Genomic DNA, 14,947 nt, shown 5'->3' on the forward strand with positions numbered 1-14,947 from the left:
TTCATGGCGCCCTTTTTCGTCGGTGGACATCACGCGGGCTTCAACGTTCCCCGGTAATGCACGATCCGCCCCACCACCGGCGCGCCGATCTCCACGTCGAAGACGAAGCGCCCATCCTCATCACCCTCGAAACTGTTCTCCCCGGGCAACAGCCACTGCGGCAACGGCAGGCCCAGGATCGACCAGCGTCGCGGCACCAGTTGCAGCCGCCCGTTGTCGACCAGAAGTGCCAACGCTACCGATACCGCACCGAAGCGTTCGACCAGCAGCGCTTCGTTGCGCCCCTGCCCCTGCGTCTGCAACGAAGAGAAACGACGGCCGGCAAAGGTCCGCGTCCAGCGCTCACCACCCGCCTCTGCGGTGAACTCCACGCTGACCGGCACTGCCTCGCCCGCTGCCGGAAAACCGAACACTTTCCCCAGCAACCGCGACAACAACCCACCACCGCGTTCGACCGATGCCGTCCCGCTCCAGCGCTTGGCGGCAGACGGTGCATGCAACGCCTGCACGCTGGCCGGCAGCTGCGCGTACGCGCTGCCCAGCAGGCGCTGGTACAGGCTGGCACCGGGCATGTCGCGGCGGAAACCGGTATGGATCGTGCGTCCGTCGAACAGCCGGTCGTAGTCGGACAGTTCCAGCGCATGCGTGGCCGGGCGTGCACCCGGTGACGGCCGATCACCGGCCAGCTGCTTGCGGATCACCGCTTCGATCGCCATCGACGGAATGTACGGGCCGTCATCGGCCTCGGCCAGCAGGTGCCAGCTCTGTTCCACACGCGCACCATCGCGGGTGCCCACGGCGCGCACGATCATGCCGCCGCGATGCTCGCCGAACTTCATCAGGTTCAACACGGTATAGAACAACCGCGAGCATGGCTCCAGCGATGGCAGTTTCAGGCGCAGGCGCGCCTTGGCCAGCAGATTGAGCACGCGATGCAGGATCTCCGGCACCGGGCCAGCCCCCATCCAGATGTCGGTCATCGTCGGATGTTCGGGTGGCAACACCTGCAGATCCGGCACATCCACCAGCGAGAAATGCAGGTTGCGCAGCGGCAGCCGCCCCGGCACCGCGACGGTGAAGCGGCGACTCTCGGCCAGGCCGATGCCGTGCCCATCGCGACCGTTGCGGCGCAGCTTCACCGGCGCACCGGCATAGCCGACCACCGCACGCATCACGTTCAGGCCGATGCCGGCATAGGGCGATGGCGCGATGCCGCCTTCCACGCTGACGATGTCCATGTGCGTGGCCATCTCGCGCAGCACTGCCGCGGTCAATACCGGGAAACTGCTGACGCCTGACAGTGCGTAGATGCCAGCCGCCCTGGCCTGCGCGTCGTACTGCGAAACCCCGAATACGAAGTCTGCCGCGTCGGCGAAGTCCAGATAATCAATGCCGGCGGCGATGCAGGCTTCGATCGCGCCATAGCGGTGTTCGCCATAGTCCTGGAAAGGACCGGAGGCATCCACCACCAGGTCCGGTCGCTCGGCCTGCAGGGCCGTGGCCAGCCGTTGCCGGTCGACCTGCAGTGGACGCAGCGTCGATTGCCCCACATAGCTTGCGCAGAAGGCCTGTGCCGCCGCCAGGTTGCGGCCACCAATCAGCAGTTCCAGCATCGGCAGGTCGGCCAGCAAGCGGACCAGACGCCCCCCGAACACCCCATATCCACCCAGAATCAGGATCTTCACGCATCATCCCTGTCGTGTCGTCCGGCCATGGTAGCGCGGCGCCGACAGCTCCCGCAGTGCAGCACGATCCGGCATTAACACCGCCCATGCTATCGCTGCGCCTTCGTCCACTGCGGAGCCCCGCCATGGCTCACAAGAACACGATCTGCGTCTGGTATGACAACGGCGCGCTCGAGGCCGCCACGTTCTATGCGAAGACCTTTCCCGACAGCGAAGTAACCGCTGTGCATCACGCGCCCGGCGACTTCCCCGACGGCAAGCAGGGGGACGTGCTCACCGTCGAATTCACGGTCTGCGGCATTCCCTGCGTCGGCCTCAATGGTGGCCCGACCTTCAAGCACAGCGAAGCGTTCTCGTTCCAGATTTCCACCGAGGACCAGGCCGAGACCGATCGCCTGTGGAATGCCATCGTCGGCAACGGTGGCCAGGAAAGCCAATGCGGCTGGTGCAAGGACCGATGGGGCGTGTCCTGGCAGATCAGCCCGCGCATGCTGATCGACGCGGTGACCAGCAAGGACAAGGCCCTGGCCAAGCGCGCCTTCAACGCGATGATGCCGATGAAGAAGATCGACATCGCCACCATCGAAGCGGCGATCCGCAACGCATGACGACGTTGGACACGATCATCGTTGGTGGCGGCCACAACGGGCTGGTGTGTGCGGCGTATCTGGCGCGCGCGGGGCAACGGGTGCTGGTGCTGGAGCGTCGCGGCATCCTTGGCGGTGCGGCTGTCACCGAGGAGTTCCACCCGGGCTTCCGCAACTCGGTGGCCTCGTACACGGTGTCGCTGCTGCAGCCGAAGGTGATCGAGGAGCTGCAGCTGCATGCGCACGGGCTGCGCATCGTCGCGCGGCCGGCCAACAACTTCCTGCCATTGCCTGATGGCCGCTACCTGCTGTCCGCACCTGGCCGCACCCAGGCCGAGGTGGCGAAGTTCTCCGAACGCGATGCGCAGGCGCTGCCCGCCTATGAAGCGCGCCTGGAGGTATTTGCCGATGTGCTGCGCGACTGGGCGCTGCGTCCGCCGCCCGACCTCGGGGTGATGGCTGGCTGGCGTGCGTTGCCGGCGTTGTGGCAGATGGGCCGGTTGGGACGGGAGCTGGCCGCACTCGACCCTGCACTGCGCCAGGAACTGCTGGATCTGTTCACGCTGTCGGCCGCCGAGTACCTGGATCGCTGGTTCGAAAGCGAGCCGATCAAAGCCCTGTTTGGTTTCGATGGCATTGTTGGCAACTACGCCAGCCCGTACACGCCAGGCAGCGCCTACGTACTGCTGCATCACGTGTTCGGCCAGTGCAACGGGGTAAAGGGCGCGTGGGGCCACGCCATCGGTGGCATGGGCGCGATCAGCCAGGCCATCGCCGCGTCCGCGCGTGCGGCCGGCGCCGAGCTGCGCGTCGATGCCGGCGTGCAGCGCCTGCTGGTTGAGGACGGGCGCGTGGTTGGCGTCGCGCTGTCCGGCGGCGAGAGCCTGCGCGCACGTGCCGTGGTGGCCAACGTCAACCCGAAGCTGCTGTACGAACAACTGCTGCAGCCCGCCCAGGTTCCCGCCACCACCCGTGAACGCATGGCGAACTGGCGCTGCGGCTCGGGCACGTTCCGGATGAACGTGGCGCTGTCGCGGCTGCCGGATTTCCGTGCCCTGCCCGGCCCCGGTGATCACCTCAGTGCCGGCATCATCATGGCGCCCAGCCTGGATTACATGGACCGTGCCTGGCTGGATGCACGTCGCGAGGGCTGGTCGCGCGAGCCGATCGTGGAGATGCTGATTCCGAGCACGCTGGATGATTCGCTGGCGCCACCCGGGCAGCATGTGGCCAGCCTGTTCTGCCAGCACGTGGCGCCGGAATTGCCCGATGGCCGACACTGGGATGATCACCGCGACACCGTCGCCGACCTGATGATCGCCACCGTCGATCACTACGCCCCCGGCTTCGCCGACAGCGTGCTTGGTCGACAGGCACTGTCACCCTTGGATCTGGAACGGACATTCGGGCTGATCGGTGGCGACATCTTCCACGGTGCGCTCAGCGCCAACCAGCTGTTCTCGGCGCGGCCGATGGTCGGCCAGGCCGGCTATCGCGGCGCCCTGCCCGGCCTGTACCTGTGCGGTGCGGGTACGCATCCGGGCGGCGGGGTCACCGGCGCGCCCGGGCACAACGCGGCGCAGGTCGTGCTGGCCGATGCATGAAATGCGTGCCAACCAAGGTTGGCATCTACCGGCGTCAAAGCGTGCCAACCAAGGTTGGCACCTACCGGCGTCAAGGCGTGTCAACCAAGGTTGGCACCCACCTGTGCCTCACTTCACGCTGCGCAGGTGGTTCGGGCGCTTCGGCGGGCCCGGGGGACGACGCTTGTTGAACGGCGGTTGGCCACGCCAGTAGCGGATCAGCAGCCAGCCGAACAGCATGCCGCCCAGGTGCGCGAAATGGGCCACGCCCGGCTGCCAGCCGGTCATGCCCAGCACCAGCTCGCCCACGCCGAACAGGATCACGAACGTACGCGCCTTCATCGGAATCGGCGGGAACAGCAGCATCACCCGCTGGTTGGGGAACAGCATGCCGTAAGCCAGCAGCAGGCCGAACACACCACCGGACGCGCCCAGCACCGTGGCCGGATTGTCGAGCATCGTGCCGACCAGCAACTGGCACAGGCCGGCGCCGACCACGCACACCAGGTAGTAGGTCAGGAAGCGCTTCTCACCCCAGGTCTGTTCCAGCGGCGCGCCGAACATGAAGACGGCCAGCATGTTGAAGAACAGATGGAAGAAACTGCCATGCAGGAAGCCGTAGGTCAGCAGCTGCCAGGGCTGGAAATTGCCGCCCGGCGAGAACGCATCGAAGCCCTGCTGCAGCGGCTGCAGCATGAACGGCTCGAAGGTCTGCATGCCGAGCAGGAACGGCTGCTGCAGCAGGAACAGGATCGCGTTGGCGATCAACAGGGCCTTGGTGACGGTTGGCAGTCGCGGGAACATGGGGACACCGGCATGGAACGGCCTCCATCATAGCCGCAGCACCGGCCCTTTTTGACCAGCGCGGACGGCCGCCCGTTCAGTCGCAGGCAGCGATCAGCCCGGCCCCCATACGGCCGCATCCAGCGCCGCCGCCGGGTCGGTCGCGGGCATCCGCACCCGGCCGTTTTCGACGATGACACCCTCGGCGCGCAGCCGCTGCGATTGTTCGCGCCAGCCGGCCGAACCTTCAGCCATGGCGATGCGCCCATCCGAGCGCAGCACCCGGTGCCAGGGCAGCGAGGGATCGTCATTCTGGCCGAGGATGCGTGCAGTCAGCCGGGCGCGTCCGGGCAGGCCGGCGCGCATCGCGACCTGCCCGTAGCCCATCACCTGCCCTGGCGGGATCGCATGGATCACCGCCAGGATGCGGGCACGCGCCTGCTCCGGCGTCAGCGGCGCAGCCGCGTCACCAGCAGCACGCCGATCAGGACCAGCACGGTGCCGGCGATCTGCGCCGGCCCCATCGGTTCGTCGAGCAGCCATAGGCTCATCACGATGGTGGAAACCGGGCCCAGCATACCCACCTGCGCAGCCAGCGACGAGCCGACGCGCTGCACCGCCAGCATGATCGCCAGCACCGGCAGCACGGTGCAGACCGTCGCGTTGATCAGCGACAGCCACTGCACGGCAGCGGGGGCCTGCCACAGCAACGGCAGCGGATGGGTAATGGTGAAATGCAGCAGCACCAGTACGCTGGCCACGCAGCTGGCGTAGGCGGTCAGACGCACCGCGCCGATACGGGCGACCACCTGGCCGCTGCCGAACAGATACAGCGCATAGCTGAGCGCACTGCCCAGCACCAGCAGGCTGCCGAGGATGATCTGCCCACCCTCCCGCTGCAGGTCATGGCCGAACGCGATCAGCACGCCGAGATAGCTGAGCACCAGCGCGCCGACCTGCCACCGACCCGGCTGCTGCCGCGCCAGCAGCACGTTGATCAGCAGCACCAGGGTCGGGTTCAAGTACAGGATCAACCGTTCCAGGGTCACGCTGATGTACTGCAGGCCCTGGAAATCCAGCAGGCTGGACAGGTAGTAACCGGTGAAGCCAAGCCACAGCACGCGCGCGCGGTCGGCCCAGGACAGTCGCTCGGCACGGCGCGAGGCCCACACCGCCATCAACGCGAACAGCGGCAGCGCCATCAGCATGCGCAGCGCCAGCAGCGTGGTCGCGTCCACGCCATGGCGCAGCCCCAGCTTGACGATGATCGCCTTGCCCGAGGCGGCAATGGCGCCGATCGCAGCCAGGCCGATGCCGCCCAGAGCGATGCGCGGGGACGTGGTGGCGATACGGGGGGAAGAAGTGGACATCAGGAAGAAAACGGGCCGCATGGGGCGGCTGGAAGCAGCTGGATTGCTTCCAATTGTCTCATGGCAGTTCCGGGCGAACGATCCGATGTCCGTTCATGCTCACTGCAACTCCTGATCCACGCATGGCGTGGATCTACATGTCGACCAAGGTCGACACCCACCCCGCCATCCCACAAGAACCCAGCTTTTTGCTGTTGCCGTTGCCGTTGCTGTCGAGGTTGCCGGCCAGCGGCCGGCACTACCGTGAGTGTCGGCTCAGCGCATCAACACCACTTCTTCAGCAGACGTCGGGTGAATCGCCACCGTGTCGTCGAACTGGGCCTTGGTCGCCCCCATCTTCACCGCCACCGCGAAACCCTGCAGGATCTCGTCGGCCGCTTCACCGAGCAGATGCACACCCACCACGCGCTCCTCTGGGCCGGCGCAGACCATCTTGAACAGGCTGCGCTGGGTGCCGTTGGCCAGCGCCTGCAGCATCGGCCGGAACCGGCTGTGGTACACGGTCACCTGCTCGAAGCGCGCACGTGCATCTTCCTCGCTCATGCCTACCGCGCCCAGCGGCGGGTGCGAGAACACCACGCTGGCCACGTTGTCGTAATCCATCTTCGCATCCGGGCGACCACCAAACAGACGATCCATCAGGCGTCGCGCTGCAGCCACGGCGACCGGCGTCAGGCCGACCTTGCCTGCGATGTCACCGACCGCATGCACGCTTGGCACCGCCGTGGTCTGCCACTCGTCCACCTCCACCTGCTGGTGTTCGCCGATGCCGATGCCCAGTGCTTCCAGGCCGAGATCCTTGCTGTTGCCGCGCCGGCCGGTAGCGAAGAACACGGCGTCGAACACGCTGTCGATCGGGCCGTCATGGCCGAACGCGCGCACGCGTTCGCCGTCGCGCTTCAACTCACGCAGACGGTAATCGAAGTGGATGCGCACGCCCTGCTGGCGCAGGTTCTCGGCCAGCTGCGCGGTCAGCTCGTAGTCGAAGCGCTCCAGCAAGCGGCTGCCACGTACCAGCAGGCTCACCTTGCTGCCCAGCGCCTGCAACAGCCCGGCAAGTTCCACCGCGATGTAGCCGCCGCCGATGATGGCGACCTCGGCCGGTGCCGCACGCAGGTCGAAGAAATCGTCGGATACCAGGCCCAGTTCGGCGCCGGGAATGTCCGGCCGCTGCGGATGGGCGCCGGTGGCGATGAGGATCTGCGCAGCGCTGTAACGCACGCCATCACTGCACGCCACCGTGTGCGCGTCCAGCAGATGGCCGCGGGCAGGGATGCGCACCACGCCGGTTTCATCCAGGCGCTTGTGATAGCTGGTGTGGATGTTGCTGATGTAGGCCTGACGATGGATCACCAGTTCCTTCCACGACAGCGCCGGACGCGGCGCCACGTCGAAGCCCATCGCGCTGGCGAGGCCGATGCGCTCGGCCAGATCGGCGGCCAGCCACATCGCCTTCTTCGGCACGCACCCGACATTCACGCAGGTGCCCCCCAGTTCACCCGGCTCCAGCAGGGCAACCCGCTTGCCATGCTGCGCAGCGCGGATGGCACCGGCTAGGCCAGCGGAACCGCCGCCAAGGACGATCAGATCGTAATCATAAGAGGGAGTATTCATCGCAATCGCTCGAGTCGACAGGGAAGATGGCGGGCGAGCGCCCGCAACGAAGATCGGCAGGCAGCGGGTTGGCGCCGTCACCCATGCTGCTGCGAGCATGCCATGGCCCGCTGCAGGCCAGACGTGAGGGCATGCAGCCACGCAGTTCGAAACGCGCGCGGCCGGCATCGATCACGCCTGCCCGGCCCCACGGCGCAGTGCTGGCCACTGCCGGTACGTCATCGCACGCCACAGCCATTCCATCGGACCAAAGCGGAAACGGCGCAGCCACAGGTGGCTGAAGATCACCTGCGCTGCAAACAGCAGCAGTRCCAACAGCAGCTGCCAGGCACGCGGCAGCACGTCGAACCATCCCAGCCCGTAGTGATAGAACAGCAGCGTGCAGACCACCGATTGGACAAGGTAGTGGGTCAACGCCATCCGACCGACCGGCGCCAGCCAGCCCATGCGCGCGCGCCAGTGCACGATCCAGGCCAGGTAGCCCAGGCACATCGGCACACCGCCCACGGCCACCAGTGCCATTGCCGCAGTGGTCGGCAGGTCATAGACACCCGGCGCCAGATACGGCTTCCACAACACACCTGCCAGGGTGGCCAGCAGGCCCAGCGGCAATGCGATCCAGCGCAGGCCGGCATACAACCGCGGGAAACGCTCCGGCGCGGTCAATGCGCCGCTGCCGGCGAACCAGGCACCCAGCAGGAACATGCCCAGCACTTCGGGCCCGGAAATGAACATGCCACCCAGCGACGCGCCGAACTCATGCAGGCGCTGCACGTTGGCCTGCATCCAGTCACCCTGGCCGTACACCAGGCGTTGCTGGTCGATGCCCTGCTGCGCGTCGACCAGCATCTTCTGCAGGTCCTGCGGGGTGGCCATCGACACCATCGCGCCGACCAGCAGCATCAGCGCAACACCCAGCGCATACACCAGCAACCCCATCCAGGGCAGCCAGCTGCGCGGTGCCTCACGGCAGGCCAGCAATGGCAGCGAGGCCAGCGCATACAGCACCAGGATGTCGCCCGACCAGACCAGCAGTGCATGGCACAGGCCGATCAGCAGCAGCCCGGCGCTGCGGCGCAGGTAGAACGGAGTGAACTGGCGACCCGCCGCCTCGGCGCGCTGGGCCATCACCGCAAAGCCCGCCCCGAACAGCAGCGAGAACAGGGTGAAGAATTTTCCCTGCACGAACACATAGACGAAGGCATCGGCCCAGTAGTCGATGCCCTGCCAATGCGCGTCGATGCCCGTAAAGGCCAGGTCCAGCGGCCCGCTGAGGGCCTCGATGTTCATCAGCAGGATGCCCAGCAGGGCGAAGCCACGCAGTATGTCCAGCACGGCGATGCGTTCGCCGGAAGCCACCGGTTGCAGGGAAGGGGAAGCGGTGTTCACGGGGCATCCGGCGTGCAGGTCCGTCATTATGCCGCCGGCCTGCGGGCCATGGATGGCCCCGCCCTGTTCCAGATACGCAACGGCCCGCCGAAGCGGGCCGTTGCTGCCATCACGATCGCGGTGCGATCAGTGCTGGTGACCACCGTCACCGTGGACGTGGCCGTGTTCGAGCTCTTCCTTGCCGGCTTCGCGCACGTCGACGATCTCGACGTCGAAATGCAGGTCCTTGCCGGCCATCGGATGGTTCAGGTCGACGTCGACCACGCTCATGCCGACCTTCTGCACGGTCACGGCACGCGGGCCGAAGTTGGTCTGCAGCACGACCTGCTGGCCCGGGACCAGCTTGGCGGTACCGAAGTGCTTCTTCGGCACGCGCTGGGACAGGCCATCACGGCGCTCGCCGTAGGCATCGGCCGCCTTGACGTCGACGTCGAAGGTCGCGCCGGCTTCCTTGTCCATCATGGCGTTTTCCAGGCCCGGGATGATGTTGCCGTGGCCGATCAGGATCGCCAGCGGCTCGCCGCRGTCCTTGGACGATTCGATCGGCTCCTGGCCGGCCTCGGAGACGGTGTAGTGGAAGCGGACAACGCGGTCTTTTTCGATCTTCATGCGCAACTCTGTCTGGATCTGCCGGAGGCAGGCGGGTTGGGGCGGGTTGTCGCCCGGCGGGGACGCCGCCATCATGACGGCCAATCCAAGGTCGCGCATTATCCGGAGAACATGCACATCACGCCAGTTTCGTCCGGCACGCGCCGGCTCCTCGCGCCCGCCCTGCTGCTGGCCCTGCCCCTGCTGCTGACCGCCTGCGGCGGCGGCAAGGCCGTCCGTTCCGCACCGCCGCCGCCTGCGGCCAGCTGGCCCAGCACCACGCCGGACAACCCCGAGGCCGCCAATTCAGTGCTGATGCGCGCCATCAGCCTGGTCGGCACGCCCTATCGCTACGGCGGCAACACGCCCGAATCCGGCTTCGACTGCAGCGGCCTGGTCGCTTACGTCTACCGTGAAATGCTGGACCTGAAGCTGCCGCGGACCTCACGCGACCTGGCGGCGGTACAGGGGCCGAAGATCGATCCGAAGCGCCTGGCAACCGGCGACCTGGTCTTTTTTGGCAGTCGCGGCAGTGTCAGCCACGTCGGCATCTACGTGGGCGAAGGTCGATTCGTGCACGCCCCGAGCACCGGCGGAACGGTCCGCCTGGATTCGCTCAGTGGCACCTATTGGAAGGACCACTACACAGGGGCGAAACGCGTCCTTCGCTAAAATGAACAGGCGATATGTTCAAAACTGTGACAAACATCACGGCGTGACTAACGATTTATTAACGGAATTTTTAACTTATTACTGCTTTTACAGGGCATGATGCCCCATCGTTTTTTTCCTTGTGACCGACGCGTGACGACAAACGACCCGACGTGCCAAGGCCAGACCGCCGCTTCTTCGCGTAGTGTCCGCCCGCTTCTGCTGGGCCTGGCATTGTGTCTGACCAGCCTTCCGGCCTGGTCGCAGTCCGCTCCCACCCGTACCGATGCGCCCCCGGCTGCCACCGCCGAGGCCGCCCCCCGCGCAGCCGCCAAGGCCGACGCCACCGCTCCGCAGCGCAGCCGCGCCGATGCCGCCGCCAGCGCCACCCTGGCCGCCCTGCTGCCGCACCTGGCCGCCAATGACACCATTCCCCTGATGGACCGCTCGGCCATGGTGGCCGGTGACCTCAGCCGCCTCCTCGCCAATTACGACACCAGCAGCGCCGCCAATGGCAGCGTCGTGGTCGGCAACGCTGCCGACAACGGCAAGGTACAGTCGTTGCTGCGCCGGGCCATGACCCTGCTCGGCACCCCGTACCGTTGGGGCGGCAGCAATCCGGACAGCGGCTTCGACTGCAGTGGCCTGGTCGGTTACGTGTTCCGCTCGGCCCTGGGCATCGAGCTGCCGCGCGTCTCGCGCGAAATGGCGCATGACGCCAATGCCGAACTGATCAACGACCGCGCCGCCCTGGCTGCAGGCGATCTGGTGTTCTTCGGCCGCAAGGGCCGGGTCGACCACGTCGGCATCTATGTGGGCGATGGCCGCTTCCTGCACGCTCCGAGCACCGGCAAGGACGTCCGCGTCGACACCCTGCTCACCGGCTACTGGGGCAACAAGTTCATGCAGGCCCGCCGGGTCGACCTCTGATCCGGGGTCATCTGCGCATTGCCTGAAAAGCCGCTGCCCTGCAGCGGCTTTTTCATTGGGCGGCTGGCCGTAACCGGGGCCGCTGGCCGCTGGCCGCCGCTTGCTGCGTTGGTCCTTGATGTCAAGGTTGCAGTGACCGCGACAGGCCGACCGTGTTCGGCCACAGCATCCCGGCGCGGGGCGGCGCGCCGGGTGCCCGGCTGGGCCGCCCGTGTTGCCTGGGGGAAAGGAATGGCGGCAAGCCTGGAGATTCCATCGCGTTGCGCAATCTGGTTCGGCCAACCGCAGGCAGCCGAGCGGGGTGCGCTGGCGGCGGCCGGTTGGCAACTGCGCTGCATCAGCCCTGCCCCTGCCATGGCCATCGGCCTGCGCAGCCGCGACCACCTGGTGGCCATCGTCGATCTGCGTCACCTTGATGCCGACGCCGTGCAGCTGCTGCTGCCGTGGATCGAGCGGCATCACCACCTGCCCTGGCTCGCCGTGCTGCCCCCTGGACTGGGCAGCGCTCCGCCCGCGTGGGGGCCGCTGCTGCGCGCGTGCCGCGACCAGTTCGCGCTGCCACTGGAACTGCACGATCTGCTGTCGGCAATGCAGCGGCAATCCGAGGGCGACGACGCGTTGCCGCACATGGTCCGCGAGTCCGGCAACCTGCCGGCGCTGATCGGCGACAGCACCGCCCTGCTGTCGGTGCGCGCCTCCCTGCATAAATTCGCTCCGGTCGACCTGCCGGTGCTGGTCACCGGCGAGACCGGCACCGGCAAGGAACTTGCCGCGCAAGCGCTGCATGCCTTGTCCGGCCGTGCCGGCAAACCGTTCCTGGCGATCAACTGCGGCGCGATCCCTGCCAATCTGGTGCAGTCCGAACTGTTCGGCCACGAGCGTGGGGCCTTCACCGGTGCCGCCCAACGCCGCATCGGTCTGTTTGAAAGTGCCCACGGCGGCACCGTGTTCCTCGATGAAGTCGGCGACCTGCCCGCCGACGCACAGACCAGCCTGCTGCGGGTGCTGCAGGAGGGGACGCTGGAACGGGTCGGCAGCAACCAGCCGCTGCGTGTGGACGTGCGCGTACTGGCAGCCACCCACGTCGAACTGGAACAGGCGGTGGCCCAGGGCCACTTCCGTCGGGACCTTTACTACCGCCTCAATGTCCTGCGCTTGCCGATGCCCGCGCTACGCGAACGCGGCAGCGATGTCCTGCTGTTGGCCGAGCACTTCCTGCGCGGCTTCCGCCAACGCCACCCCGGCCGCGCACGCGGGTTTGATCCCGGCGCACGCCAGGCCATGCGCGGGTTCGACTGGCCCGGCAACGTACGTGAGTTGTTGAACCGCGTGCAGCGGGCAGCGATCGTGGCCGAAGGCGAGCTGATCAACGCCGCTGACCTCGACCTGGCAGAGCCGGACGCCCCTGCGCGGCGCGCGCTGCTGCAGGATGCGCGTGGCCAGGTGGAGCGCGATGTACTGCTGCAGGCCCTGCGCCAGCATGGCTACAACGTGTCGGCGTGTGCGCGGCACATGCAGATCTCGCGGGTCACGATATACCGGTTGTGCCGCAAGCATCATCTGGAGCTGCCGGCGCAGCGCTGACAACGCAGGCCCCTGCGCGGCCGGGCATGCACCGACACCGGCAAAGCGCGGCCATGCAGCGCCGCGCCATGCCGGGCTGCCGCGCTTACAACATGTACGGCACCTTGAATGCCAGCGTGAAGTCCGGCGCATCCGGGGTCAGGCCGATGCCCAGCAGCGTCACCAGCGTGGTGTGCTGGTTCAACGCGTAGGTCACGCCGAGATTGAGCGAGGCCGCATTGGCATCGCTGCCGATCACCTTCACCCATTCACCGCCCTTGAACCGGGTCGAGGCGCGCGTGCTGATCTTGTCGCTGAAGGAAATGCTCAGGCTGGTGCGCTCGTTGAACGCGAATGCCACGCCGGCACCGAAGTACACCGAACCGCCCAGTTTCACATCGCCGGGGTTGACCGTATCCGGGTTGCTGTCGATATCGCTGAAACCGCGCGGGAACGAATGGATGTAGCCGGCGTTGGCGAACAGGATCGCCGGATCGGCGGTCTTCACCATCGATACGCCCAGGTTGGCCTGCCACACGCCGTTGCCGGTCGGCTGTTCCTGCGGCACTGCGAAGCGGATGTAGTCATCGTCATCGCGCTCGATTACTTTCCAGTCCAGCCCATAGGGTGCGCGGCCCGTTGGTGCGGTAACGCCACCGGTCAGCACCGTCTCCGGGCGCCAGCCGCGTTCGGAGAACAGCCGGTAATTGGCACTCAGGCTGACATCGCCGATGCCGCTGCCGTTGGTTTCTTCCTGCGCGATCGCCGCCGCAGCACCGCCGGCACCGCCTTTCTGGTAGACCGTGCGCCGTGCCAGGTACGGCACGTCCATGTTCAAGGTGAGGTTGGGGCTGACGCCCCAGCGCGCAGCCAGGTTGTAGGTCAACGAATCGGATTCGACGTTCTCGATCGCGATGTTGCCAAGGAAGATCGCATCGAGGGCGAGGAACCCGTTGAGCGTGAGCTGCTTGCGGTCGTAGCGCGCATAGGTGAGGCCGTTTTCGATGGTGAACCGGCGCGAGAACAATGCCGCCTGCTGCTGCTTGACGTCATCCACGCTGCGCCGGGCCTCCTGCTTGGCCTGCTGTGCCTCGGCCGCGCTGCTGGCATAGCCTTCGCTGCTGGGCGGTACCGCGGATGCCGCAGCCGGCGCCAACGGCGCAGCGGGCGTCGCACCGGGGCCTGCGCGACCACTCAGCCGCGCCTGCATCGCCTGCACCTGCATGTCCAGTTCGCGCAGGCGTCGTACCTCCTGTGCGTAATTGACCTTGAGCTGTTCCAGTTGCGCGATCAATGCCTGCATGTCGGCGCCATCACTGGGCGCAGGCTGCTGGGCGAAGGCAGTGGCCGCCAGCGCCGCCAGCGCCAGCGGAGTAAGCCGGTAGAGAGTGTGCATGTCGGTGACCTGCGTTGTGCGTCGGTTCCCCCCGACCAGGCCGTGTTACTGGCCTGGGCCCATGCCGCGGTTCATCCCGATCGCCTGGGCCACGTTCTGGCTCAAGGGCAGGTTGTTGGCCGCGGTATTGCGTACCAGCTCCAGCTGCAGCCGGTTGCTGGCGGTCTGTCCATCGCCGGCCAGGGCAATGCCCTGCCCCACGCTGCCATTGCGGATCCACTGCTGTACCAGGCTCTGCCCATCAACCTGCAGCAGCAGGCGCGCCTGGTTACCATCGAGCATGGCGGTGGCAGTAGCCCCGCCCTGCTGTGCCTGTGCCATGCGGCTGCCGTCATCGCCCAGTGCGGTCGGCACCGCGCCGTCACGCACGGTCAGGGTGGTCACGTTGCGTGCGGTGTTGCCATCGCCGGCCACCTGCACGCTCTGCACCAGTCCGCTGGCATTGGCCAGGCCGGTACTGTCGATGCTGCGCCCTGCCGTTGCCGGCAACGGTGCGTCAGCGGCGGTAACCTGCACGCTTGGCTGGAAGCTCAGCTTGGGTGTGCCGCCATTGCGGAAATCCATGCCCAGGGTCAGCGCGCCCTGCACCACTGCACCGTTGGGGCCCTGCCACTGCGAAATCATCGTCACCCCGAACCAGGCCACGTTGTTGCCGCCAACGGTGTAGCGGCCGCGCATCAGGTTCAGTTCGGGATCGGGTATTTCCTTCAGGCCTCGCCCCGGTGCACCGTCTGCCGCCATCAACGGCGACACCGGCAACATCAGCAGCAGAGCGAGTACTACACGTTGGCATTGCATGATCGTGCCT

General features: G+C 66.8%; 14 protein-coding genes. 5 read left to right on the plus strand and 9 right to left on the minus strand.

Annotated elements, in window-relative coordinates:
• Positions 1-29: 29 nt before the first annotated feature.
• Complete coding sequence (locus AC1DCU_RS02825; protein ID WP_032975038.1) at positions 30-1,685, minus strand: saccharopine dehydrogenase family protein; 1,656 nt, start codon at positions 1,683-1,685, stop codon at positions 30-32.
• A gap of 125 nt (positions 1,686-1,810) precedes the next feature.
• Between AC1DCU_RS02825 and AC1DCU_RS02830 the strand changes: the two genes are divergently transcribed.
• Positions 1,811-2,293 (plus strand): VOC family protein, encoded by a 483-nt coding sequence (locus AC1DCU_RS02830; protein WP_032975039.1) that lies wholly within the window; start codon positions 1,811-1,813, stop codon positions 2,291-2,293.
• Positions 2,290-3,876, plus strand: a complete 1,587-nt coding sequence (locus AC1DCU_RS02835) for a phytoene desaturase family protein (protein WP_032975040.1) — start codon at positions 2,290-2,292, stop codon at positions 3,874-3,876. The genes AC1DCU_RS02830 and AC1DCU_RS02835 overlap by 4 nt, the downstream gene beginning before the upstream one ends.
• Positions 3,877-3,984: 108 nt before the next feature.
• Here AC1DCU_RS02835 and AC1DCU_RS02840 read toward each other — a convergent pair whose 3' ends face one another.
• The 6 genes from AC1DCU_RS02840 to AC1DCU_RS02865 form a co-directional block, all read right to left on the minus strand.
• Positions 3,985-4,659, minus strand: coding sequence for a rhomboid family intramembrane serine protease (locus AC1DCU_RS02840; RefSeq protein WP_025876091.1), 675 nt, complete (start codon positions 4,657-4,659; stop codon positions 3,985-3,987).
• A gap of 93 nt (positions 4,660-4,752) precedes the next feature.
• Entirely contained in the window at positions 4,753-5,181 is a 429-nt protein-coding gene (locus AC1DCU_RS02845) for an MGMT family protein (protein WP_394122484.1), read from the minus strand.
• Positions 5,088-6,008 carry a DMT family transporter gene (locus AC1DCU_RS02850; RefSeq protein WP_032975073.1) on the minus strand — a complete coding sequence of 307 codons (921 nt, stop codon included), beginning with the start codon at positions 6,006-6,008 and terminating at the stop codon, positions 5,088-5,090. The genes AC1DCU_RS02845 and AC1DCU_RS02850 overlap by 94 nt, the downstream gene beginning before the upstream one ends.
• Before the next feature lie 255 nt (positions 6,009-6,263).
• Positions 6,264-7,622: a glutathione-disulfide reductase gene (gene gorA / locus AC1DCU_RS02855; RefSeq protein WP_032975041.1), complete on the minus strand. Its 1,359-nt coding sequence runs from the start codon at positions 7,620-7,622 to the stop codon at positions 6,264-6,266.
• A gap of 171 nt (positions 7,623-7,793) precedes the next feature.
• Entirely contained in the window at positions 7,794-9,038 is a 1,245-nt protein-coding gene (locus AC1DCU_RS02860) for a DUF418 domain-containing protein (RefSeq protein ID WP_478014108.1), read from the minus strand.
• 99 nt (positions 9,039-9,137) lie between these two features.
• The gene (locus AC1DCU_RS02865; RefSeq protein WP_478014111.1) at positions 9,138-9,620 is read right to left on the minus strand and encodes an FKBP-type peptidyl-prolyl cis-trans isomerase; all 483 of its coding nucleotides are present in this window, start codon (positions 9,618-9,620) and stop codon (positions 9,138-9,140) included.
• A 111-nt stretch (positions 9,621-9,731) separates the two neighbouring features.
• Between AC1DCU_RS02865 and AC1DCU_RS02870 the strand changes: the two genes are divergently transcribed.
• The 3 genes from AC1DCU_RS02870 (at position 9,732) to AC1DCU_RS02880 (ending at position 12,764) form a co-directional block, all read left to right on the plus strand.
• On the plus strand, positions 9,732-10,271 hold the full coding sequence (locus tag AC1DCU_RS02870) for a C40 family peptidase (protein WP_032975043.1): 540 nt from the start codon (positions 9,732-9,734) through the stop codon (positions 10,269-10,271).
• 132 nt (positions 10,272-10,403) lie between these two features.
• The gene (locus AC1DCU_RS02875; RefSeq protein WP_032975044.1) at positions 10,404-11,180 is read left to right on the plus strand and encodes a C40 family peptidase; all 777 of its coding nucleotides are present in this window, start codon (positions 10,404-10,406) and stop codon (positions 11,178-11,180) included.
• Positions 11,181-11,411: 231 nt separating this feature from the next.
• Positions 11,412-12,764: a sigma-54 interaction domain-containing protein gene (locus tag AC1DCU_RS02880; protein ID WP_025876078.1), complete on the plus strand. Its 1,353-nt coding sequence runs from the start codon at positions 11,412-11,414 to the stop codon at positions 12,762-12,764.
• A gap of 85 nt (positions 12,765-12,849) precedes the next feature.
• On the opposite strand, the gene AC1DCU_RS02885 is transcribed toward AC1DCU_RS02880, so the two are convergent.
• Together AC1DCU_RS02885 and AC1DCU_RS02890 are read right to left on the minus strand one after the other, a co-directional pair.
• Positions 12,850-14,139, minus strand: coding sequence for a transporter (locus AC1DCU_RS02885; RefSeq protein WP_032975045.1), 1,290 nt, complete (start codon positions 14,137-14,139; stop codon positions 12,850-12,852).
• Between the two features lie 45 nt (positions 14,140-14,184).
• Positions 14,185-14,937: a hypothetical protein gene (locus tag AC1DCU_RS02890; RefSeq protein WP_032975046.1), complete on the minus strand. Its 753-nt coding sequence runs from the start codon at positions 14,935-14,937 to the stop codon at positions 14,185-14,187.
• Between the last annotated feature and the right edge of the window lie 10 nt (positions 14,938-14,947).

Source organism: Stenotrophomonas sp. 10L48 (assembly GCF_056395105.1).